At 73.5% G+C, this 21,643-nt stretch carries 20 protein-coding genes and 1 riboswitch; of the genes, 10 read left to right on the top strand and 10 right to left on the bottom strand.

The genetic code is table 11. The features are described from left to right. Window positions 1–140 precede the first annotated feature (140 nt). A riboswitch (TPP riboswitch) is annotated at window positions 141–289 on the top strand. The 4 genes from ACH4E7_RS04465 (at window position 282) to ACH4E7_RS04450 (ending at window position 4,557) form a co-directional block, all read left to right on the top strand. Continuing rightward, complete coding sequence (locus ACH4E7_RS04465; protein ID WP_396247490.1) at window positions 282–1,697, top strand: purine-cytosine permease family protein; 1,416 nt, start codon at window positions 282–284, stop codon at window positions 1,695–1,697. Its footprint overlaps the riboswitch before it by 8 nt. A gap of 79 nt (window positions 1,698–1,776) precedes the next feature. Continuing rightward, window positions 1,777–2,601 (top strand): glycerophosphodiester phosphodiesterase family protein, encoded by an 825-nt coding sequence (locus tag ACH4E7_RS04460; RefSeq protein ID WP_396247489.1) that lies wholly within the window; start codon window positions 1,777–1,779, stop codon window positions 2,599–2,601. Between the two features lie 403 nt (window positions 2,602–3,004). Beyond that, window positions 3,005–3,442, top strand: a complete 438-nt coding sequence (locus ACH4E7_RS04455) for an ATP-binding protein (RefSeq protein ID WP_396247488.1) — start codon at window positions 3,005–3,007, stop codon at window positions 3,440–3,442. A gap of 131 nt (window positions 3,443–3,573) precedes the next feature. Beyond that, on the top strand, window positions 3,574–4,557 hold the full coding sequence (locus tag ACH4E7_RS04450) for a DUF5926 family protein (RefSeq protein ID WP_396247487.1): 984 nt from the start codon (window positions 3,574–3,576) through the stop codon (window positions 4,555–4,557). Between the two features lie 219 nt (window positions 4,558–4,776). Here the strand turns inward: ACH4E7_RS04450 and ACH4E7_RS04445 are convergent, their stop codons facing one another. Then, the gene (locus tag ACH4E7_RS04445; protein ID WP_396247486.1) at window positions 4,777–5,412 is read right to left on the bottom strand and encodes a bifunctional DNA primase/polymerase; all 636 of its coding nucleotides are present in this window, start codon (window positions 5,410–5,412) and stop codon (window positions 4,777–4,779) included. A gap of 621 nt (window positions 5,413–6,033) precedes the next feature. Here ACH4E7_RS04445 and ACH4E7_RS04440 point away from each other — a divergent pair. Then, a complete protein-coding gene (locus tag ACH4E7_RS04440) occupies window positions 6,034–7,482 on the top strand; it encodes a PP2C family protein-serine/threonine phosphatase (protein ID WP_396247485.1) in 1,449 nt (482 codons plus the stop codon). A gap of 163 nt (window positions 7,483–7,645) precedes the next feature. Next, on the top strand, window positions 7,646–9,145 hold the full coding sequence (locus ACH4E7_RS04435) for an aminopeptidase P family protein (RefSeq protein WP_396247574.1): 1,500 nt from the start codon (window positions 7,646–7,648) through the stop codon (window positions 9,143–9,145). 51 nt (window positions 9,146–9,196) lie between these two features. Here ACH4E7_RS04435 and ACH4E7_RS04430 read toward each other — a convergent pair whose 3' ends face one another. Together ACH4E7_RS04430 and ACH4E7_RS04425 are read right to left on the bottom strand one after the other, a co-directional pair. Continuing rightward, entirely contained in the window at window positions 9,197–10,651 is a 1,455-nt protein-coding gene (locus ACH4E7_RS04430; protein WP_396247484.1) for a hypothetical protein, read from the bottom strand. Further along, window positions 10,648–11,325 carry an RNA polymerase sigma factor gene (locus tag ACH4E7_RS04425; protein ID WP_396247483.1) on the bottom strand — a complete coding sequence of 226 codons (678 nt, stop codon included), beginning with the start codon at window positions 11,323–11,325 and terminating at the stop codon, window positions 10,648–10,650. The genes ACH4E7_RS04430 and ACH4E7_RS04425 overlap by 4 nt, the downstream gene beginning before the upstream one ends. On the opposite strand from ACH4E7_RS04425, the gene ACH4E7_RS04420 reads away from it, so the two are divergent. Both ACH4E7_RS04420 and ACH4E7_RS04415 read left to right on the top strand, forming a co-directional pair. Beyond that, window positions 11,312–11,461: a hypothetical protein gene (locus tag ACH4E7_RS04420; RefSeq protein ID WP_396247482.1), complete on the top strand. Its 150-nt coding sequence runs from the start codon at window positions 11,312–11,314 to the stop codon at window positions 11,459–11,461. The two genes, ACH4E7_RS04425 and ACH4E7_RS04420, sit on opposite strands and share 14 nt — an antisense overlap. A 98-nt stretch (window positions 11,462–11,559) precedes the next feature. Further along, window positions 11,560–12,666: a helix-turn-helix domain-containing protein gene (locus ACH4E7_RS04415; RefSeq protein WP_396247481.1), complete on the top strand. Its 1,107-nt coding sequence runs from the start codon at window positions 11,560–11,562 to the stop codon at window positions 12,664–12,666. Between the two features lie 23 nt (window positions 12,667–12,689). Here ACH4E7_RS04415 and ACH4E7_RS04410 read toward each other — a convergent pair whose 3' ends face one another. The 7 genes from ACH4E7_RS04410 to ACH4E7_RS04380 form a co-directional block, all read right to left on the bottom strand. Beyond that, entirely contained in the window at window positions 12,690–13,466 is a 777-nt protein-coding gene (locus ACH4E7_RS04410; protein ID WP_396247480.1) for a MerR family transcriptional regulator, read from the bottom strand. Window positions 13,467–13,559: 93 nt separating this feature from the next. Next, window positions 13,560–14,789: a hypothetical protein gene (locus ACH4E7_RS04405; protein ID WP_396247479.1), complete on the bottom strand. Its 1,230-nt coding sequence runs from the start codon at window positions 14,787–14,789 to the stop codon at window positions 13,560–13,562. A gap of 135 nt (window positions 14,790–14,924) precedes the next feature. Beyond that, window positions 14,925–16,097, bottom strand: coding sequence for an LPXTG cell wall anchor domain-containing protein (locus ACH4E7_RS04400; protein WP_396247478.1), 1,173 nt, complete (start codon window positions 16,095–16,097; stop codon window positions 14,925–14,927). A 354-nt stretch (window positions 16,098–16,451) separates the two neighbouring features. Then, entirely contained in the window at window positions 16,452–17,030 is a 579-nt protein-coding gene (locus ACH4E7_RS04395; protein WP_396247477.1) for a flavodoxin family protein, read from the bottom strand. Window positions 17,031–17,125: 95 nt separating this feature from the next. Continuing rightward, window positions 17,126–18,046 carry an NAD(P)-dependent oxidoreductase gene (locus ACH4E7_RS04390; RefSeq protein WP_396247476.1) on the bottom strand — a complete coding sequence of 307 codons (921 nt, stop codon included), beginning with the start codon at window positions 18,044–18,046 and terminating at the stop codon, window positions 17,126–17,128. Window positions 18,047–18,105: 59 nt separating this feature from the next. Further along, complete coding sequence (locus ACH4E7_RS04385) at window positions 18,106–18,531, bottom strand: hypothetical protein (RefSeq protein WP_396247475.1); 426 nt, start codon at window positions 18,529–18,531, stop codon at window positions 18,106–18,108. Between the two features lie 202 nt (window positions 18,532–18,733). After that, the gene (locus ACH4E7_RS04380) at window positions 18,734–19,297 is read right to left on the bottom strand and encodes a heme-binding protein (protein WP_396247474.1); all 564 of its coding nucleotides are present in this window, start codon (window positions 19,295–19,297) and stop codon (window positions 18,734–18,736) included. A 360-nt stretch (window positions 19,298–19,657) separates the two neighbouring features. On the opposite strand from ACH4E7_RS04380, the gene ACH4E7_RS04375 reads away from it, so the two are divergent. Both ACH4E7_RS04375 and ACH4E7_RS04370 read left to right on the top strand, forming a co-directional pair. Next, window positions 19,658–20,881, top strand: coding sequence for a sensor histidine kinase (locus ACH4E7_RS04375; protein ID WP_396247473.1), 1,224 nt, complete (start codon window positions 19,658–19,660; stop codon window positions 20,879–20,881). Continuing rightward, window positions 20,878–21,510 carry a response regulator gene (locus ACH4E7_RS04370; protein WP_396247472.1) on the top strand — a complete coding sequence of 211 codons (633 nt, stop codon included), beginning with the start codon at window positions 20,878–20,880 and terminating at the stop codon, window positions 21,508–21,510. Before ACH4E7_RS04375 ends, ACH4E7_RS04370 begins: the two co-directional genes overlap by 4 nt. Window positions 21,511–21,643: the final 133 nt, after the last annotated feature.

Genomic DNA, 21,643 nt, shown 5'->3' with positions numbered 1-21,643 from the left:
AGAATCCTTAGCCGGCACCGACGACAGTGACGACGGGTGACCGTCGAGGGCTCCCCTCCCCCACCCGGACGGTCCGCGATGCGGACCGCGCACCCCGTGGCCTTTGGCGTTCGTACCCGTGCCGGTTAGCCTGTCGCTCCAAACTGACACGCGGGAGCTTGGACCGACCAGGCTGAGAGTGCGCATGTCGACCGTACGCCAAGGGGGGAACCGGCGGACCGTCGAGGGGGCGCTGACCGCCGGAACCTGTCCGGGTAATGCCGGCGTAGGGAGTATCGGCCATGCCGCCTGCTTCGCCATCCTCTTCTTCGAACGCGCCCGCGTCCAAGGATTTCCCCGATCTTCCGGCGGACTCGGCCGCCGCCCCCGCGACCGACGAGCGGGTCGAGGCGCCCTTGGTGCTGGACACCGAGCCGCCGCGCACCCTGCGTTTCCGGGACCACTTCGCGCTCTGGATGAACCTGGGCGTCAGCCTGATCGGTTTCTCCACCGCCGCCACCGTGCTCGGCGAGAAGGGCAGCGAGCTGTCGCTGGCCGCCTCGGTGACCGCGATCGTGGCCGGTACGGCGGTCGGCACCGCGATGCTCGGCGTGGCCGCGCTGATCGGCGCCCGGACCGGCGCCCCCGCGATGGCCAACCTGCGCGGGCTGTTCGGCACCCGGCTGTCCTACCTGCCGACCGTGCTGAACATCGTCCAGTGCGTCGGCTGGGGCGTGTTCGAGCTGCTGACCATCTCGGCGGGCGCGCAGACCGTCGCCCACACCAGCGGCTACCGCTGGCTGTTCGTGCTGGCCGCAGGCGCGCTGACCACCGTGCTGACCATCTGGCCGCTGGGCGCGATCGCGGTGCTGCGCCGCTTCGTGGCCGGGGCGGTCGCGGTCGCGATGGTGTACTTCACCGTCCAGCTGGGCCGTCAGGGCGTGCCGGACCCGGGCGCGGGCAACTGGCACGGCTTCCTGGGCGCCACCGACGCGATGATCGCGGTGTCGGTCTCCTTCGTCCCGATGGCCGCCGACTACACCCGGCACTCGCGCACCGCCCGCTCGGCCTTCTGGGGCAGCTTCTCCGGGTACACCGTCGCCCAGGTCTGGTGCTACGTGCTCGGCCTGATGGCGCTGCTGCAGTCCGACGGCGACCCGAGCCGGATCTTCGACTCCTTCCTCGGCGTCTGGGCCGGCTGGCTGTTCCTGCTGGTGCTGGTGGTGCGCGAGACCGACCAGTCCTTCGCCAACGTGTACTCGACCGCGATGTCGCTGCAGAACCTGCTGCCGCGGGTGGACCGCCGGGTGCTGAGCGGCGGGATCGGCGTGCTGACCACCGTGCTGGCGCTGCAGATCGACAAGTTCACCGACACCTACAGCAACTTCCTCAGCCTGATCGGCTCGGTGTTCGTACCGCTGCTCGCGGTGCTGGCGGTGGACTACTTCTTCGGAGCCGGCCGGCAGGGCTGGGACCTCTCCGAGAAGGCGCCGTCCCGCTGGCTGATGCTGCTGCCGTGGGTGCTGGGCTTCGCGGTCTACCAGTTCATCGCACCGACCACGGTGGCGGACTGGTGGACGGACTTCTGGACCTCGGCCCAGCGGGCGCTGCACTTCACCCCGCAGGAGTGGACCTCCGCCTCGCTGTTCGCCTTCCTGGTGCCCGCCCTGGTCACCTTCGCGCTCACCCCGCTGACCCGGCGCGCGGCGCGGTCCTGAGGCCGCGGAGGCGAAGCCGGCCCCTCGGATTGGGACCGGCTTCGCCTCCGCTTCACCTCGGCCCCCTATCGTTGCCCCCGTGACCAGCCCAGACCTGTCCTCGGCGACGGCGCGCACCGCGCCCTCCGTCCAGGTGATCGCGCACCGCGGTTCCTCCCACGCCCTGCCCGAGCACACCTTCGCGGCCTTCCGGCGCGCGCTCGACGAGGGCGCCGACGCCGTCGAGTGCGACGTCCGGGTCACCGCCGACGGCGAACTGGTCTGCGTGCACGACCGCCGCATCGGCCGGGTCTCCAACGGCCGGGGCACCGTCTCCGCGATGACGCTCGCCGAGCTGGAGGCGTACGACTTCGGCGCCTGGAAGACCGGCCGCCCCAGCACCGACCCCGAGCTGCGCGGCGTGCTGCGGCTGGAGCGCCTGCTGGAGCTGGTGGTGGACTGCGGCCGCCCGGTGGACCTGGCCATCGAGACCAAGCACCCGGTGCGCTTCCGCGGCCGGGTCGAGGGCGAACTGCTGCGGATGCTGGAGCGGTTCAAGATCGGCCCGACCCGGGACGGCGACCGACCGGCCGCCCGGATCATGAGCTTCTCCTCGATCGCGCTGAACCGGGTCGCCGCCGCCGCGCCGGAGTACCACCGGGTGTTCCTGTTCGAGCGGATGCTGCCGCTGCTCGGCCAACTGCGTCCGGGCAAGCCGCTGCCGGGTGGCGCGCGGATCGCCGGGCCGGGCATGGACCTGGTCCGGGCCAAGCCGCAGCTGGTGACCCGACTGCGCGAGCTGGGCCACGAGGTGCACGTGTGGACCGTGGACGAGCCGTCCGACGTCGAGCTCTGCCTGGAGTTGGGCGTTGCCGCGATCATCACCAACCGGCCCGCGGAGGTGCTGGCCCAGCTCAGGCGGTGATCCGCCGGCGAGCCGAAGGCCGTACCGGTTCAGCCTGATCACACTGGTCGGCAACCAAACCTTCCGCGCACGTAATTGTCGGAATTCTTGCGTTCGGGCGACAGAGGGTGAGCACGGAATGGCCTCTGGTCGACCCTGAGTCGCGCTGCTCGAAATGGACTCGCGGGATCCTCCGGCGGTCGTTTCCGACGCATTACCAAGGGGCATCCATCCCTCGGCATACGCTGAAGGAGGTCCGGGGGTGGCGTTGATGGTGGCGCGTACTGTGCCCACAGGAGTTGGGCCGACCTCATCGACCATGGCAGTGCCGCACGGCCCAGCGAGTGTCGGGGTCGCACGGCGCCGACTGCGTCGAGATCTGGGTGACCGGCAGATACCGGAACCGGTCATTGACGATGCCGTATTGATCCTTTCCGAACTGTTGAGCAACGCCTGTCGATACGCCCGTCCGCTCGGCCCGCTGCCGGCCCTCGGCCGCGGGGCCAAGGCCGAGGTGGTGGACCAGCTGCTGGTCGGCGTCCCCTCCAGGACACACCCCGCACCGGGCGGCCAGGAGCACGGCGACGGCGCTGCCGAGCCGGGCGGCGGCGTGCTGGTCCGCTGGCAGATGCACGCCGACGGCGTGCTCACCCTGGAGGTCACCGACGGCGGGGCGACCACCCGGCCGCTGCCCGCCAGTCCCTCGCTGACCTCCCGCGGCGGCCGCGGTCTGAGCATCGTCGACCAGCTGGCCACCGACTGGGGCGTGCGCGACGCGCCGGGCGAGGTGACGGTCTGGGCGGCGCTGCCCGCCCGGGGCCGACACGCCCGCCGCACCGGCGATGACGCGCGCAGCGCGTAGCCGCACGCCTGCGGGCACGTGTCCGCGGGCACGCATCCGCACGACGCCCGCCCCGGCGCGTTCTCGCACGCCGGGGGAACGTCAGTAGGCTTCCCGGAGCAAAGGACCACCGTTCCCGGGAGAGCCGCACCATGGGCAAGAAGGCCGCCAAGAAGGCGCCGCAGCGCCAGTCCACCACCGCCGTCACGGGCGAGATCCCCGTGGTCGGGGCCCGCGAGGACTGCCCCTGCGGCTCCGGCCGCCGCTACAAGGCCTGCCACGGCCGGGAGGCCTCGCACGCGGTGCAGGAGCTGGTGCACCGCCCGTTCGAGGGCCTGCCGGGCGAGGCCGACTGGGTGGCGCTGCGCGAGCTGGTGCCGGCCGCGACGGTGCCGCTGACGCTGGCCGCCGGGGTCGCGGAGACCGCCAACGGTGACGTCCCGTCGGTCACCCTGGCCACCGTGCTGCCGCTGGCCTGGCCGGCCCTGCGCCGCCAGGACGGCTCGATCCTGCTCGGCCTGCAGACCCAGTCCGCCTCCGGCGACCTCAGCCGCGACCTCGCGGACGCCCTGGAGCTGGCCCTCGCCACCGAGCCGGGCACCCCGGTGCCGGCCCGCCGCACCGTCCCGGGCGGGCGCCGCCTGCAGGACCTGCTGGACGCCACCGCCGTGTTCACGCCCACCGTGCACACCGGCTTCGAGTTCTGGCTGGAGGACGCCGAGGCCGCCACCGGCGAGGTCGCCGCCTCCCTGGAGCGCGCCAACGCCTCGGCCATCCCGACCGAGAAGCTGGCCGGCCTCGACGCCGCCTACTGGTGCGGCACCCCGGACAAGAACCACCTGCGCTGGGTGATGACCGTGCCCGAGGAGAGGCTGCTGGACGCGCTGGCCCGGCTGAACGCCGCCGGCGAGGCCTCGCTCGGCGCGGACACCCGCCTGGTCGGCTCCTTCCGTGCGCACGGCCTGACCGTCCCGGTGTGGGACCTCCCGCTCTCGATGACCGCCGCCGACTGCGAGAAGCCGGCCGCCGAGTTCGCCGAGCGGCTCGCCACCGTCCTCGCCGACGAGACCCCGCTGTCCGCCGAGGAGCGGCGCGCCCGCGCGAACCTGGTGAACCGTCAGGTCACCTTGAACTAAAGCACGCAGGATCCGGGTGATACGCGTCACATTGTCGCCGTGAAGACGCAATTTCCGGGCCTGGAGGGCGTCTTGGAAATTGGCGCGGGCGCGGATCCTTGTTACTGTCTAAAGAGTCCGGCCGCTGGTGCATCCCCCGTCGCCAGCGGCCGGATCTTTTGTTTTTCCGGAGCGGCCCGCAAGACCGGTCCCCGGAACCCCTTTCCGACCGACAGCCCGTCAGTGCGCCGGGCGTCCGCTGTCCAGCCGGACCGTCGCCTCCACCAACTCGCCCAGCAGCGGCCCGACCTGCGGCAACCAGACCCCGCCACCCACCGCCGGCCGCGGCGCCAGCACCCAGCGCACCCGCCCGGCCGCCCCGCCGGGCGGCAGCGGCAGGAAGCCGCCCGTGCCGTGGTAGCGCAACGAGCCCGGCACCCAAGGGAGTTGGGCGAGCATCTCACCGAGCGCATCGAGCGAGTACGGGGCCACCAGCAGCGCGTAGCGGCCCGGCATCGCGAGCACCGGACCGAGCGGCAGCCGAAGCGCGCCCAGGTAGACCAGCGCCCTGGCCCCGGCCGCCGCGGGCAGCGAGACCGCCGAGACGGCGGAGCCGGTGGCGGCCAGCACCGGCGCGTCCGGGCTCTGCCGCTCCCACCACCAGCGCACCATCCGGGCGTCCGTGGTGGCGGCCAGCAGCGAGGGGTCGTGCGGGTGCGCGCCGGGCACCGGGCAGTCCTCGTCGCCGCAGGAACAGCGCCCGCCGCACAGCACGGTGCCCGGCACCACGGGCCAGCGGTGTTCGACGGCGGCCGTCAGGGCCGCGGCCAGCCGGGCGGACGACTCCTGCGACCGGCTCTTCGGGTTCTCACGCATAGCGCTCGTTCCTTTCCCTGACCGCTCGGTTCGCTCCGCCTCACCGACATCCGTCGGGACTCGCCACGCGGGCCCGCGACGGCACGGCCCCGGACGGCGCGAAGCGGGGGCGGGCGGCATGGCGGGGACGGCGCGGCTACGACGTGGAGCACGGTGTGGAGCACGACATGAGAAGGGCCGCGCACTGGAACAGCCCTTGGAACGAGAATCCCGTATGCGACCGGATGGACGCCGCCCGGGCGCGCTTGGTTCCACCGTACGAGTGAGAGACTTCCGGCCAGCCCGGTGCGCGGGCGGCGCGGGAATACGATCCGGACGGCCGCCCGGTCCGTCCTCTCGGTTCTGCCCGCTCCCGGCCCGCTCCATACCTCCGGTCCCGACGGCGCGCGCACGGGCCACGCACGCCCTCCGACCGGGGTGATGACGATGTGGAACCGGGCACCGCGTCGTCCTGGATCTGGACATGCCCCGAATGGCCTGTGTAGAAGTGGTGGCATTGCTGTCGATCAATGACGAGTAGTAGCGAATCGAGGCGAAACGCGACCTTTGGCCGTGCTCGCTCCACATCGGCCGTATCTGGGGGTTTCGCATGGCACGTAGCACTGCGTCAGGAGTGGCGGCATGACCGAATCCCACCCGCCGACGTCCCACCCGTCGCCGATGACCGCCGAGCTGGGCGAACCCGGGTGCTCGGGCGGGCTCACCGTCCTCGACCCGCCGGGCCTGCCCGGTCCCGCCGACGCCCCGGGGAGCACCGCGGACGACCTCGCGGCACCGTCCGTCACGGTGCAGGACCGTTTGGCCGGACGCCTGTCCGATATCACCAGCCTGCAGGAGCACACCGAACGGCTCGCCCGCGCCCGCGGCCTCGCCGCCACCCTGGACGCCGTCCTCGCCTCCGGCGCCGCGCTGCTCGGCGCCGACCGCGGCGTCCTGGCCACCCTGATGCCGTGCGGCGGCGCCGGCCAGCCGGTCGGCCTCGGCCTCGACCGGGCCAGCCTCGGCGCCCTGGAGACCGTTCCGACCGAGCAGAGCCCGCTCGCCCGACTGCTGCGCGAGCAGGACCGGCCCGCCCAGGTGCACTCCGCCGACCTCGCCGAGGACCCCGCCATCGGCGCCCGGCTGCGCGAACTCGCCGTCCACCTCGGCCTCGGCGGCGCCTTCGGCCTGCCGCTCGCCACCACCGAGGAAGGCCCGCTCGCGGCCGCCGTCTGGTTCTACGACCGGCCCGCCCAGCCCACCGACCGCCAGCGCGAACTCGCCCGCCGCTACTGCGAGATCGCCGCCCCGCTGCTCGCCAAGCAGCTGGAGGCCGAACGCATCCGGCGCACCACCGAGGCACTGCGCCGCGGCCTGCTGCCGGACCGCCTCCCCCAGCCGGACGGCCTGCGGCTGGCCGCCCGGCTCGTCCCGGCCGGGCTGGACCGCTCCTGCGGCAGCGACTGGTACGACGCCATCCCGCTGCCGGACGGCACCGTCGGCCTCACCGTCGGCTCGGTCTCCGGCGACGGCCCCGGGGCGGGCCCCGGCTCCGCCCCCGGCGCGGCCGCCGCGATGGGCCGGGTCCGGGCCGCGCTGCGGGCGTACGCGGTGCTGGAGGGCGAGGACCCGGTCTCCGTCCTCGGCGACCTGGAGCTGCTGCTCAAGACCACCGAGCCGACCCGCACCGCCACCGCGGTCTACGCCTGGGTCGAGCCCGAGGACCGCCGGATCACCCTCGCCGGGGCCGGGCACTGCCCGCCGATCCTGGTCAGCCGGCGCGGCGCCGAGTTCGTCGAGACCTCGCTCTCCGCCCCGCTCGGCATGCTCACCTGCTGGGAGGCCCCCGGGGTCGATTTCACCGCCGAGCGCGGCGACACCCTGCTGCTCTACAGCGAGGGCCTGGCCCGCCGCTGCGGCCCGACCCTGCACGCCGGACAGGCCAACCTGCGCCGGGCCGCCGCCGACGCCCCGCGCGACGTGCGGATCGACCCGGACCGGCTCTGCGCCCACCTGCTGGCCGTCCGCCCCGACCCGGACGTCGCCCCGGCCACCGACGACCTGATGGTGATGGCGGCACGCTTCGAATAGGCACCGCCGGGCACCGCCGCACAGGCACCGCTCCGGGGGTTGCACCGGGCCCGAACGGGTGAGCGGTCGGGCGTCCGTACCATGGACGCACGGCCGCCCGCGCGTGTCGCGATCCGACACCTCCCCCGAGGGCGGCGGTACCACCCCCAAGGAGGCGTTGCACGTGACCGAGGACCGGACCCCCGCGGTGGCCGAGAACCCCGAGGCCGAGGGCGGCGAGGAGCCGCAGCAGTTCAAGGGCCGCAAGAACGGCCTCTACGGCGAGATCTCGGACGAGCTGTCCGCCTCGATGAAGTCCGGCTGGGCCGACACCGCACTGCACGGCCTCGCCCCGATCGCCCAGGCCCCGTACGCGGCCGAGCGCCGTGCCAAGCTCTCCGCCGCCTTCCCCGGCGAGCGCCTGGTCGTCCCGGCCGGCAACCTGCGGGTCCGCTCCAACGACACCGACTACAGCTTCCGCGCCAGCAGCGAGTACGTGCACCTCACCGGTGACCAGACCGAGGACGCGGTGCTGGTCGCCGAGCCGACCGGCGCGGCCGGCCACGAGTTCGCCCTCTACCTGCTGCCCCGCTCCGACCGCGAGAACGGCGAGTTCTGGCTGGACGGCTACGGCGAGCTGTGGGTCGGCCGCCGGCACAGCCTGGGCGAGCAGGAGCAGCTGCTCGGCCTGCCCGCGCGCGACGTCCGCAAGGCCGCCGAGGAGCTGGCCCAGCAGGCCAAGGACTCCACCGTGCCGACCCGCATCGTCCGCGGCTACGACGCCGGCCTGGAGGCCGCGCTGGCCGAGGTGCTGGACGCCGACAAGGACGCCGAGTTCAAGGAGTTCCTGAGCGGCCTGCGGCTGGTCAAGGACGAGTGGGAGATCGGCGAGCTGCGCGCCGCCTGCGACGCCACCGTCAACGGCTTCACCGACGTGGTCCGCGAGCTCGGCCAGGCCGTCGCCACCTCGGAGCGCTGGATCGAGGGCACCTTCTGGCGCCGCGCCCGCGTCGAGGGCAACGACGTCGGCTACGGCACCATCGCCGCGGCCGGCCCGCACGCCACCACCCTGCACTGGGTCCGCAACGACGGCGACGTGCGCCCCGGCGAGCTGCTGCTGCTGGACGCCGGCGTGGAGACCCACACGCTCTACACCGCCGACGTCACCCGCACCCTGCCGATCAACGGCGGCTTCGACGAGCTGCAGCGCAAGATCTACGACGCGGTCTACGACGCCCAGGAGGCCGGCATCGCCGCGGTCAAGCCGGGCGCCCGCTTCCGCGACTTCCACGAGGCCTCGCAGCGCGTCCTCGCCGAGCGCCTGCTCGCCTGGGGCCTGCTGGACGCCTCGGCGTACGACGTCGAGAAGGTCCTGGAGCTCGGCCTGCAGCGCCGCTGGACCCTGCACGGCACCGGCCACATGCTCGGCCTGGACGTCCACGACTGCGCCCACTCGCGCCGCGAGGAGCACGTCGACGCCCTGCTGGTGCCCGGCATGGTGCTCACCGTCGAGCCCGGCCTGTACTTCCAGCAGGACGACCTGACCGTGCCGGAGGAGTACCGCGGCATCGGCGTCCGGATCGAGGACGACATCCTGGTCACCGCCGACGGCAACGAGAACCTCTCGGCGGGGCTGCCGCGCCGCTCCGCGGACGTCGAGGCCTGGATGGCCTCGCTCGCCTGAGCGCAGCGGTGAAGGGCTCGGCCCCCCGGGTGGGGGCCGGGCCCTCCGGCGTCACTTGGTGACCTTGACCGTGACGTCCTTCTCGCCGATCAGGGTCGGCTTGCTTCCGTCGTGGGGGAGCACCAGCTGGGCCTTCACCGGCATGTTCCCGGGCCCGTTTCCGGCACCCAGCGTCATCCGGTAGGTGACCGTCCTGCTCTGCCCCGGGGCGAAGGAGAACAATGCGGGGTCGGCCACCGCGTAGTCCATGCCGGCCCCCGGCGACATCGCCACCTGCTTCCAGGCACCGTTGTCCTGACGCTCCAGCTTGCTTGGCTCCTGCGCGCCCGGCCCCGCCGTCGGCGAACCCGGGTAGACGTCCGTGGTGACCAACGCCTGCAGCTGGCTGTAGGTGTTCTGGCCGGTGTTCCGGAAGGTCACCGAGAAGGTGACGACGGAGCTTCCCGCCGTCAGCTGCTGGCCGTCCGCGAGGCCGTCGAAGGTGACCGCGATCTCGCTCCGGTTGGCATCCGGGGTGTTGTCCGCCATGGCCTGGTGACCGCTCGCGTCGATACTGCCGACGATCGACGCCAGACCCGACTGGTAGTCGTCCTTGAGTCCCGCCGCCACGACGAAGACCTGATCCTTGGGCAGGCTCCACATCTGGGCCGTGAAGGCGTCCTTGCCGCAGGACCCCTGCCACTGCGACTTGACCCCGGACCGACCGGCCATGGTGGTCGTGCTCTTGTTCGGGCCGGTGCTGGTCTCCTCGCCGGACGCGGGTGTGTGGGGGTTGCCCCAGATCGGACAGCTCCCCTGGTGGCTCCAGCCCGACGGCGAGTCCATGTCGCTCACCGTGGGCCAGGCACCGCCGGTGACCTCGCCGGGGGTGTTGTAGACCACGACCCAGACACCGTACGGCGCGCAGCTGTCCGGCGACCAGTTCTGCTGTGGACCCGTCGGCGCGCCCGGGCTCAGAACGCAGACCTGGTTGTCCACGGCCTTCGACGACGCGACCTTCCAGCCGGCCGGCACCTTGAACCTGACGCCCCGGAGGGTGTACGAGGTCGCCGGCCCGGTCGGGGTGCCGGCGGCCGTCGGGGTCGAGGCCGGGGTGACGTCCGCGAGCGGGACGTCCGTCGCCGCGCCACCGGTCGGGGTGCCGGTGTCGGTGGGGGTGGCGGTCGACGTGGGGGTGGCCGTCGCGGTGGGGGTGGCCGTCGGGCTCGGGAAGGTGGTGATGCTGGCGGCCGGGGGCGGGGGAACGTCCTGCTTGGCCACCGGATCTCCGTGGAAGGCGAACACGCCGATCGCCACGGACGCGGCCAGCGCGAGGATCGGCGCGGTGGTCAGGTACACCGGGCGGAGCCTGCGCACGCGGGTCTTCGGGGGCGCGGCCGGGCGCAGGTCGTACGCGGTGATCATCGACGCTCGGGCGCTCATCGCCTCGCGGAGCAGCCGTTCCGTCGCGCTCTCGGCCAGTCCGTCGCCGTCACCGCCGCCCGGGCGGGGGAACTTGTCGGTCATCGAACCTTCTCCAGGTGCTTTTCCAAAGCGTCCAGGGCCCGGCTGGCGGTGGACTTCACGGCACCCCGGGAGAGCCCCAGGGTCTCGGCTATCTGCGCCTCCGACATGTCGGACCAGTAGCGCAGTACCAGCACCTCGCGCTGGCGGGGGGTCAACTCCTGCAGGGCGACGAGGACTCGCCGGTGCTCGTCGTTGAGCACCGCGTGGTCCTCGGCGGAGGGGGCGTCCGCCTCGTGCGGGGGCACGTACTCCCTGGCGGTCTTGCGGCGGCGCAGCATCGAGCGGGCGCCGTTGACCACCGAGGTCCGCAGGTATCCGAGGGCGTTGTCGAGGTCGTCCAGGTTCTCGCCGTGGCGCTGGTAGAGCTGGGTGAAAGCTTCCTGCACGACGTCCTCGGCCAGGTCCTGATGGTCCACCAGGAGCACGGCCATCCGCACCAGGCCCAGCCGGTGGGCGTGGTACAGGTCGGTCAGGGTGGGCCGGTCCTCCGCGGGCTTGCGGCCGCCGCGCAGCAGCCGGAAGCCGGAGCGGCGCCGGGCGGCCTGCGGGTCGGAGGTGAGGCCGACGTTTGGCTCGCCGACCTCCTGCGCGCCGAACAGCGCGACGACCACTCCGCGGACGGAGAAGCCGCGCCGCCCCACCGGCACGGCGATCGGCCCGATGGCCATGGACATGTGCGGTCTGCTTTCCCCCGGGACGGTGACGGCGCTCGCCGGACCGTCTGGTCACCTGATCAAGATCGTGATCGGGGAGATCCTCGCAGCCGCCCCCGGCCCGGTTCTCTCCACCCCCGTAGCAATGGACGTGTGACGGGCGTGGAGGTTGCAGGGGGATTCGCGGAAAGTTCCGGGGTGGCCGCGGCGGCTACACTCACCGGGATTTCCGCCACCCGTGAGCAGGGGGTTCGCATGGCCGAGCAGAACGTCGGGAGCGCGGGAGGCGCGGGCGCCGACGCGGGCGTGCGACCGCGCCCGGTGGCCGTCGCCATCGGGCGGCGCCCGGAGCCCGTGCACGATGTCGCGGTGTACGCCTTCGAGGGCATGGCGCCGTTCGAACTCGGCGTGGTGGTCGAGGTGTTCGGGCTGGCGCGGCCCGAACTGGGCGGCCTGCTGGCCGCGCCCTGGTACGGGCTGAAGGTGTGCGCCGACCGGCCCGGGACGGAACTGGACGCGGTGGGCGGCTTCGCGCTGACCGCCAAGCACGGGTTGGACGACCTGGCGGCCGCCGACACCGTGGTGGTCCCGGGGGTACGCAACGCCTTCAGCGGTGTGGGGGCACTTCCCGGCCGCCAGGCCGGGGGAGTGTCCCCCGAACTGGTCGAGGCGCTGCGGACGGCGCACGAGCGCGGCGCCCGGATCGTGTCGATCTGCTCGGGCGCCTTCGCACTGGCCGCCGCCGGGTTGCTGGACGGCCGGGAGGCGACCACCCACTGGCGGTACGCCGAACTGCTCCAGCAGCGCTACCCGAAGGTGCGGGTCAACCCGGACGTGCTGTACGTGGACAACGGCGACGTGCTCACCAGCGCGGGCAGCGCGGCCGGGATCGACCTGTGCCTGCACCTGGTCCGGCGGGACCACGGCGCCAAGGTGGCCAACAGCGTGGCCCGGCGCTTCGTGGTGGCGCCGCACCGGGACGGCGGGCAGGCGCAGTTCATCGAGGCGGCGGTCCGGTCGGTCGAGGAGGAGGACGACGGTGTCGCCCGCAGCATGCAGTGGGCGCTGGACCACCTGGCCGACCCGCTGACCGTGTCGGTGCTGGCCCGCGCGGCCCGGATGTCGGACCGCTCGTACCTGCGGCACTTCACCGCGCGCAACGGCACCAGCCCGATGCGCTGGGTCGTCACCCAGCGCATCGCGGCCAGTCTGCCGCTGTTGGAGTCCCCGGACGGGACGGTGGAGGAGATCGCCGCGGCGGTCGGCTTCGAGAGCGCGGCGACCTTCCGCCACCACTTCGGTCGGGTGATGCGCACCTCGCCGACCGCCTACCGGCGCTCCTTCGGGCACGGGGTGGCGTAGCCACCGCTTCCCCGCGGCGGCGGTTACGCCTTCTCGTTCCGGTCGGCGTTGGCGAGGATGGCGTCGTGCAGCCACTGCGCCAGGCCGGGGGCGAGGTTCTCGTAGGTGGTGGTCCAGCGCGGGTCCGAGACGTACAGACAAGCCAGGCCGCGGTGGATGGTGAACGTGCAGTCGTAGAAGTTCTGGCAGATGTGCTGCCGGTGGGCCTCGGCGAGGTCCATGGCGGCGGTGCCGTCGGCGGGCTCGCCGGCGGTGATCGCCTCGACCAGGCTGTCGTTGAGCCGGGTCATCTCGTCCTGGATGCGCTGCCAGTCGACCTTGGTGTAGCCGCCGGTGCGGCGCTGGGACTCGGCCCAGGCCTCGGTGTCGCCCCAGCGCTGCTCGGCCTCCTGCTCCCACTCCTCCCGGTAGCCCTCGCCGAAGATCTCGAACTTCTCCTCCGGGGTCAGCTGAATGCCCATCCTGCGTGCCTCCATGGCGTGTTCGACGGCGGTGGCGAGTTCCTGGAGGTGCCTGATCCGGTCGGTCAGCAGTCGGTGCTGCCGCCGGAGGTGCTCGCTCGGGCTGACCGAGTCGTCGTCCAGGATCGCCGCAATCTCCTCCAGGGGGAATCCGAGCTCGCGGTAGAACAGGATCTGCTGCAGCCGGTCGAGGTCGGCGTCCACGTACCGGCGGTAGCCGGCCCGGGTGCGGCCCGCGGGGGACAGCAGGCCGATCTCGTCGTAGTGGTGCAGGGTGCGGACGGTCACCTTGGCGATCTTCGCCACGGCGCCGACCGAGTGGCCCTCGTTCTCGTTCATCCGGGTTCCTCCCTGGTGCTGACCACAACCCTCCGCTCTCACGTCGCGTGAGGGTCAAGCCGCTGCTGCGGAGGGTCTCAGGCGCGGAGGGCCTCAGGCGTCGGCGCCGACCAGGTCCCGCTCGCGCCGCCGGGCGGTCCGGCGGCGCCCGTCGCCGCCCTGGGCCGGGGGCCGCGGCCGGCGGGTCTGCTGGGTCGGCCAGAGCAGCACGTACCCGGCGGAGACCACCACGAAGGCGAGCCGGACGAAGCCGCGGGCCGAGTCCGACGGCAGGAACAGCGTGCCGCCGTACAGCGCGGCCAGCGCGATCCAGCTCCACCACGGGACCAGCCGCTTCTGCCCGACCGCGTCCCAGAGCAGGGTGCCCAGCAGGATCGATGCCGTGTAGTACGTGTAGACGCTCGGGTCGAGCAGGATCCGGGCGTCCGCACCGAGCAGCACCACGGCCGGCCAGCGGCCGCGCCAGACGGCGATGCAGCCGAGGCCGATGCCGAGCGCGAACTGGGTCGGGCGGTCCCACCAGGGAGTGGCCGGGTCGGTGACCCCGAACCAGCGCAACGCGGAGGCCGGCTGGTTCGGGATGGTGAACTTGGCGGCCGCCATGGTGTCCAGATTGCCCAGGTAGAACGGCAGCCAGGCGACGGCCACCAGGACGCAGAACCAGATCGCGGTGCGCAGCCAGGCGGGCCGGGGCAGGGCCAGGATCAGCGGGGCGAAGGCGATCGCCCAGGGCTTGGAGTCCACCGCCAGCGCCAGGAAGATCGCGACCTGGACGGGCTTGCCGCGGGCCAGGGCGTGCGCCGCGAGGGTGGTGAAGAAGAGGGCGAGGACGTCGTCCAGGTGCGCGAAGCGGACCGAGACCTCGACCCACATCGGGATGAACGCCAGTCCGGCGATCAGTAGGCGCTGCTGGAGCCGGCGGTGGTTGGTGCCGGTGCCCAGGTAGTACAGGGCGGCGGCGCGGCCGATCAGGACCAGCATCACCAGGCCGAGGCCGGCGCTCACCGCCTCGGCGACCAGCTGGCCGGCGTGCGGTGAGAACGGTGCGGTGAGCCTGGCGGCCGCCAGGCTGACCGGGCCGATCTGCAGCTCGGGGTGGTGGGCGTAGAGCGAGAGGCCGCCGTCGGCCTGGTGGCTGAAGAGCAGCTGCTCCCCCTGGCGCAGGTAGTGCCAGGAGAACCCGCCGCTGGGCTCGACCAGGAAGAACCAGAGGATCGTCCAGGCGGCCAGCAGGACGTGGTGCCTGCGGAGCGGAAGTCCCGCGATCCGCCCGGTCGCGGCTTCGTAGTCGGTGGTGGCCTGTGCCGTGCGTGCTACCCGCACCTGTCCCTCTCCCCGCCGTTCCGCCCCCCTCCGGCCGGACATCCTATGTGACGGAGAAGTACCTCCCGTGCCGCCCGGGCGTTCGTTCGAACGAACGCCCGGGCGGCACGGGCGGCACTCGCAAGCCCCCAGGGGTCAGCTCTGCTGGCCCGACTTGCGACGACGCAGCACCACGAGGGTGCCGACACCGGCGACCAGGACGGCGCCGCCGGCGGCCGCGATCGCGGTGGTGTGATCACCGCCACCGGTGGTGGCGAGGGACTTGTCCGCGTTGGCCGCGGCGGTCTTGGCCTTGGTGACACCGCCCGGGGTGATCTTCGGCGGGGTGACGGTCGGGTTCTGCACCGGGAAGTCGATCGGCTGCGGGGCGTCGGTGCTGCTGCCGCCGGAAGGGACCGGGGCGCTGGTCGCGCCGGAGTCGGACGGCGAGGCGGAGGGCGACGCGGTGCCGGTGGCCGGGGTGGTCGGCGCCTTCGTCGGCGTCGTCGGCTCGGCGGTGGGGGGCGCGGTGGTCGTGGCGGTGGCGGTGGCCGTCGCGGTGGCCGTGGCGGTGGCGGTCGGCGACGCGCTGGAGGTCGGCGTGTGGCTGGCCGTGGGCGAGCCGCTCGCGGTCGGGCTCGGCTTGCCGGTCTTGGTCGGGGTGGGGGTCGGGCTGGGCTTGCCGCCGCCGGCCTTGATGGTGAAGCCGGCGCCCTTGATCCCGTCGCAGCTGAAGCCGCCGTGGTCGTTCTCGTCGTTGGCGTCGGCGGAGAAGACCACCGGCACGACACCGGCCTTGCCCAGCGGGGCGTCCTTGGTGAAGGAGGCGCGCACCTTGATGTCGAGGCTCTTGCCCTGGGCGAGGAAGAGCAGCGCGTCGTCGGCGGCGTCGCCGCTGTCGGTGACGTCGCCGAGGAACATCAGCACGGCGCTGTCGTCGCCGTCACCGCCACCGGGGGCGATGACGGCGGTCTTCCAGGTACCGCCGCCGGGCAGCGAGGCCGGCAGCTGGTACTCGAGCTTGAAGTCCTTCGCCTTGAGCGAGCCCGCCTTGTTCTTGAACTTCAGCAGCGGGAAGGCGACGAAGTCGGTCTTCGTCGAGTTGTCGATCCGGTAGGTGAACTCGCGGGCGTCACCACCGGCGATGAAGGTGCCGGGAACACCGCGCACCGAGAGGTCGAGGTTCTGGTGGCCCGCCTTCTCGGCCTGGGCGGCGGCGGACGGGGTGCCGGTGGAGCCGACGGCCATGGCGCCCTGGGCGCCGGCCAGCACGAGCGAGGACGCGAGCGCGGCGGCGCCGGCAAGGGCAAGACTGCGACGTATGGACAAGGAGACCTCACGGAAGTGTCCGGGCGAGGCCCGGGCGCGAGGGGGCGGCCGGAGACGCCGCGAACCCCCCGCGAAGCTGAAAGTCCGACGGAGAGTACCGAACGATCCGGCCATTTCGGAAGGCAGGTGCCGTGCTGGGGCCCGCGTCCGGCCCGAGGGCGCCCGAATCGTCCAACTCCGTCCATCCATAAGGCTTTTGCGCTTTGCCAAGAGATGACCACGGGGTGACGGGTACACGCCCGGAGGACAGTACCGCACGGACGGGATGGCGTGAATGCGTCATTCCGCGGGGGCCGCGGGAAGCTCGGGCCGTGGCGGCCGCAGGAAGCTCGGCCCGCGGCCGCCGCGGGAAGGTCAGTCCGCGAAGAAGGACTTGGCCGCGATCAGCGCCCGCTCGTCGCGCAGGACGTCCCCCGGGCGGGTGCCGTTGCCGAGCAGCGCGCCGCCCCAGCGCATTCCCATGTACTCGGCGGTCAGCCGGAGCGCGCCGATCAGCGGCTCGGCCTTGTCGTCCTCCGTGGCCAGGGCGGTGACGCCCCAGACGGTGCCGCCGCGCATCCGGGCACGGAAGTCCACTCCGGGCACCCGGAACCAGGCCGACCAGTAGTCGAGGTAGAGCTTGGCGGTGGTGGGCAGCGAGTACCAGTACAGCGGCGCGACGAAGACCAGGTCGGTGGCCGCGAGGGTGGCCTCCAGCAGGGTCCGCTCATGACCGGCCGGCTCGGGGTAGCGGCCGTCGCCGGTGTGCCGCAGGTCCTGGAAGGGCGGCAGCGGGTGGTCGGCGAGCCGCAGCCAGTGCTGCTCCGCGCCGACCGGCAGGCTCGACTCGGCGGCCAGCCGGGCGAGCTGCCCGGAGTTGCCGTCGGCGCGTGCGCTGGCGTCGAGGAACAGGAAGCGGCGCGGCGCTTCGGCGCCGGACGGCTGGTCGGCCATGGGTGACTCCCCCGGTCGGGTGCTGCGGACGGAGGTGCGAGCACCCGCCGCGCGCCGGTTATTCCGGGCCCGCGCCACGGAAAGCCGCAGGTGGGTCAGTCCGTCAGTCCGGCCCGGCGGCGGGCGACCTCGGCGACGGCGGCCCAGTCCTTGTCCCCGTCGCCGTGGGCCAGCGCGTCCAGGAAGGCGTCCCGCAGGATACTGCCGAACGGCAACGGGACGTTGCGCTCGGCCCCGGCCGCCAGGGCCAGGCCGACGTCCTTGAGGCCGAGCGGCAGCCGGAACCCGGCCGGCTGGTAGCGGCGTTCGGCGACCATCGCGCCGTATCCGGAGTAGACCGGCCCGGGGAAGAGCGTGCTGGTGAGCATCTCGACCAGGTCGGTGGCCCGCACCCCGTGCGCCTCGGCCAGGCTGCACGCCTCGGCCATCGACTCGATCGCGCAGGCCAGCAGGAAGTTGGCACCGATCTTGGCGGTGTTGGCCTGCCGGGGGCTGTCGCCGAACCGCCAGACGCGCTCGCCCATCGCGGCGAACAGCGGCTCGGCCCGTTCCAGCAGCTCCGGCGCGCCCGCGGCCAGGATGTTGAGCCGGCCCGCCGCCGCGACCGGGGGCCTGCCGAGGACGGGCGCGGCGACGTAGCCGATGCCGTGCTCGGCGTGCAGCGCCTCGGCGCGTTCGGCGAGTGCCAGCGAGACGGTGGCCATGTTGACGTGCAGGGTCGTGTTCGCGCCCGCCAGCAGCCCGGGGTCGAGCAGCAGCCGCTCGACCGCCCCGTCGTCGGCCAGCATGGAGACCACCGTGTCGGCGGCGAAGACCTCGGCGGGCGTGTCGGCCGCCTCCGCGCCCTGGGCCACCAGGGCGGTCACCGGCTCGGGCGAGCGGTTCCAGACCCGTACGGTGTGGCCGGCCCGCAGCAGGCTGCCGGCCATGCCCTGCCCCATCGCGCCCAGCCCCACGAAGCCGACCGTCGCCGTCCCGGTCATCCGCGCACTCCCGTCGCCGTAGCCGACCGTCATTCACAGCCGACTGTACGTCAGGGGCGGCGCGGTTCCGGAGCGGTCGGCCGCCCGGACCGTCAGGCGCAGACGCGCGCCCGCCGGGGGCTGCGGTCGGCGGCGGCCCCGCGCTCCAGCTCGGTGACCACACGGTGGCGCAGCAACTCGTACTGGGCCTGGAGCCGGCCGGGGCGGGCCGGGCGGGCGACCGGGCGGCCGGGGCCGACCAGCTCGTCCGGCCCGAACTGTTCGCGGGTGAGGTCGATCTCGAAGCCGGTGGCGAAGCGGTTCCACCAGTGGAGGTCCGTCCGGACCCCGTCGACGTGCACCTCGCCCATCATCAGCTCGCCGCCGAGCAGATCGTTCACCACGAGCGCCGTCACCCCGCACTGGCCGCGGGCGGGATTGTCGGGACGCCAGTGGGCCAGGTCCTCGGGCGCACAGGTGTCGACACCCCAGGAGGAGCGGATCGCACGTTCGATGTCGTTGAGGGTCCACGCCGTCATACCGGGAAGCCTGCCACGCGGCACTGACAACGACACCGGCTTTTCAAAGGGTCACCGCCTGTTCTGCGACGACCATCCCCGTGTTCACCCGAACGAGGACACCCGGCGCCCCGCCCGGGACGCGCAGCGGCCGGCCGGTCGCCCGTGCGGGCGTGCCCGACCGGCCGGGCGCGTCACCTCACCAGGGCGACGCCGGGGTGCGTCACTTCGCCAGGGCGGCGACGCCGGCCTGCGCGAACTGCTCGTCCAGGTCGCCGCTGGGCGCGCCCGCGACGCCGATGCCGGCGACCGGAGCACCCTTGGCCTGCACCGGGGCGCCGCCGGCCAGGAACAGCGTGCCCGGGATGTCCTTCAGGTTCGGGGCCTGGGCGAGGCGCTTGGCCAGCTCCGAGGTCGGGGCGTTCCAGGAGACCGCGGTGAAGGCCTTGCGCTCGGCCGACTCCGGCGCCTGCGGGCCGGCACCGTCGCCCTTGAGCAGGACGCGGGTGACGCCGTCACGGTCGACCACGGCCACCGAGACGTGCTGGCCGGCCTTGGTGGCCGCGTCCAGGGCCGCCTGGGCGGCGCGGGTGGCGGCGTCAATGGTCAGACCGGTGGCCTGGGCCAGGTTCTTGTTCTGGGTGTCGACCTTGACGGCGGCCGGCGCGGCCGGCGCGGCCGGGGTCTCGGTGGTCTCGGCGCTGGCCGAGACGGCGCCCACGCCGGCGGCGGCGAGCGCGGCGACGGTGCCGGTCAGCACCCGGGTGCGCACGGAGGTCTTCTTCATGGTCCAGCTCCTCAACGGATCTGCGGGGTCTGCGGACTGCGTGGCGGATCGGGCCGCGCGGCGGATTCGGGGCCGGGCGGCGGGGGACCGCCCGGCTCCGCTTCGATCCTCCGGCCGGATCCGGACGCGCGGCATCGACGTTCCGGCGGGACCGTCCGGGCATGATGGGGGACGGCGCCGTCAACCGATCGGCTGATGCGGGACCAGGCCGGACAGGTCACCATCGAGGGATCGGCGCAGGTCAGCGCGCCGAGCGCTGGTACCGCGCACCGAGTGGCGCGCCGAGCAGCGCGCACCGTGCACCGCTCGCCGAAGCCCGCGCGCCGCGCACCACGCACCGAGTACCGCCAGGAGCCACCCGTGCAGCAGCCCCGCCCGCCCGCCGACCGGCCCGTCGGCGGACGCGACGCCGGGGACCCGGACGCGGGCAGACTGGCGTTGCTGCTGGACTCCGCCTTCCTGCTGCTGCTCGCCGCCTCGCTCAGCCGCTTCCTCACCCACCACGCCGGGAGCCCCTGGATCCCCTGGGTGATCGGACTGAGCGCCGTCCTGGCCGCCGCCAAGCCGGCCGCCTCCTGGCTCGACCACCGCCACCCGGCAGCGCCGGGCCGTCCGCGCCGGTGGCCGTTGGCGCTGGTGGTCGCGCTCTGGGTGGTGCTGGTGCTGCTCGCGCCGAGCTTCGCCTGGTGCGCCGTCCCGCTGATCTACACCGCGCTGCGGGCGCTGCCCGCGAAGGCGGCGATCCCCCTGGTGGCGGCGCTGACGCTGCTGGTGGTGATCGCCGAGATCCGGCTGCCCGGCGGGGCGGACGCCACCCTCGTACTGCTGCCGCCCGCGGTGGCCGCGCTGGCCACCGGTGTGTTCCTGTTCATGGCCCGGCAGGCCGCCCGGCAGCGGGCGCTGATCGCCGACCTGGTCCGCACCCGGCGCGAACTCGCCGCCACCGAACGGCGGGAGGGCACCCTCGCCGAGCGCGGGCGACTGGCGATGGAGATCCACGACACCCTGGCGCAGGGCCTGTCCAGCCAGCAGATGCTGCTCCAGGCCGCCGAGCGCACCTGGGACGCCGACCCGGCGACCGCCCGTACCCATGTCCGCACCGCCGCCGAGGTGGCCGGCCGGAACCTGGCCGAGGCCCGCCGTTTCGTCCACGACCTCGCCCCGGCCGAACTGGCCGACGGCCGCACCCTCGACCGGGCGCTGCGGGCGCTGGCCGAGCGGGAGTCCGCCGAGAGCGGGCTGCCGGTCCGCTTCCACCTGGACGGCTCGCCCGTCCCGCTGCCCGCGGCCGCGCAGTCCGCGTTGTTGCGGATCGCCCAGGGCGCGTTGGCCAACGTCCGTGAGCACGCCGGGGCCTCGGCGGCGGCGATCACCCTGTCCTTCCTGGGCGACCAGGTGGTGTTGGACATCGCGGACGACGGGCAGGGCTTCGACCCCGCCACGGCCGGCTCCGGTGGCGGGCGCGGGTACGGCCTGCCGGCGATGCGAGCCCGGCTGCGACAGCTGGGTGGCAGGCTGACCGTGGAGAGCACCCCCGGCGAGGGCACCGTCGTCTCCGCCGCGATCCCCCTGGAGCACCGATGAACGCACCCCCCGTCCGGCTGCTGGTCTGCGACGACCACGCGGTGGTCCGGGCCGGACTGCTGGCGCTGCTCGCCAGCGCGGGCGACATCGAGGTGGTCGGCGAGGCGAGCACCGGGGAGGAGGCCGTCGCGCTGGCCGCCAAGCTGGCACCGCAGGTCGTGCTGATGGACCTCCAGCTCGGCGACGGCATCGACGGCGTGGAGGCCACCCGGCGGATCACCGCCGCCCCGGGCGGGCCGCACGTCCTGGTGCTCACCACCTACGACACCGACGCCGACATCACCCGGGCGATCGCCGCGGGCGCCACCGGCTACCTGCTGAAGGCCGAACGGCCGGAGGAGCTGTTCGCCGCCGTCCACGCGGCCGCCCAGGGCCGGACGGTGCTCTCGCCGCCGGTCGCCTCCCGGGTGATGGCGCAGATGCGGGCGCCCTCGCCGCAGCTCACCGAGCGCGAGCAGGACATCCTCGAACAGCTGGCGCAGGGCTTGGGCAACCGGGAGATCGCGCGGGCGCTGTTCATCAGCGAGGCGACGGTGAAGACCCACCTGGGGCGGATCTACGACAAGTTGGGCGTGGACACCCGGGCCGGCGCGGTGGCGGTGGCCAAGGAGCGCCGACTGCTGCGCTGAGCGGCCGGTGCGGCCGGTGGCTGCGCTGGGCATTCGCGCGGTGTCGCTGTGTGCTGCCATGATGCTCGGAATGTCGGATTCCAAGCACCGCGCTCCGCACACCGGGCCTGCACCCGGGGCGCGCACTGCGGCC

It is taken from the genome of Kitasatospora sp. NPDC018058 (assembly GCF_044327205.1).
In the GTDB taxonomy this organism is placed as follows: Bacteria; Actinomycetota; Actinomycetes; order Streptomycetales; family Streptomycetaceae; genus Kitasatospora.
This window is presented reverse-complemented; position numbering and strand designations above follow the sequence as displayed.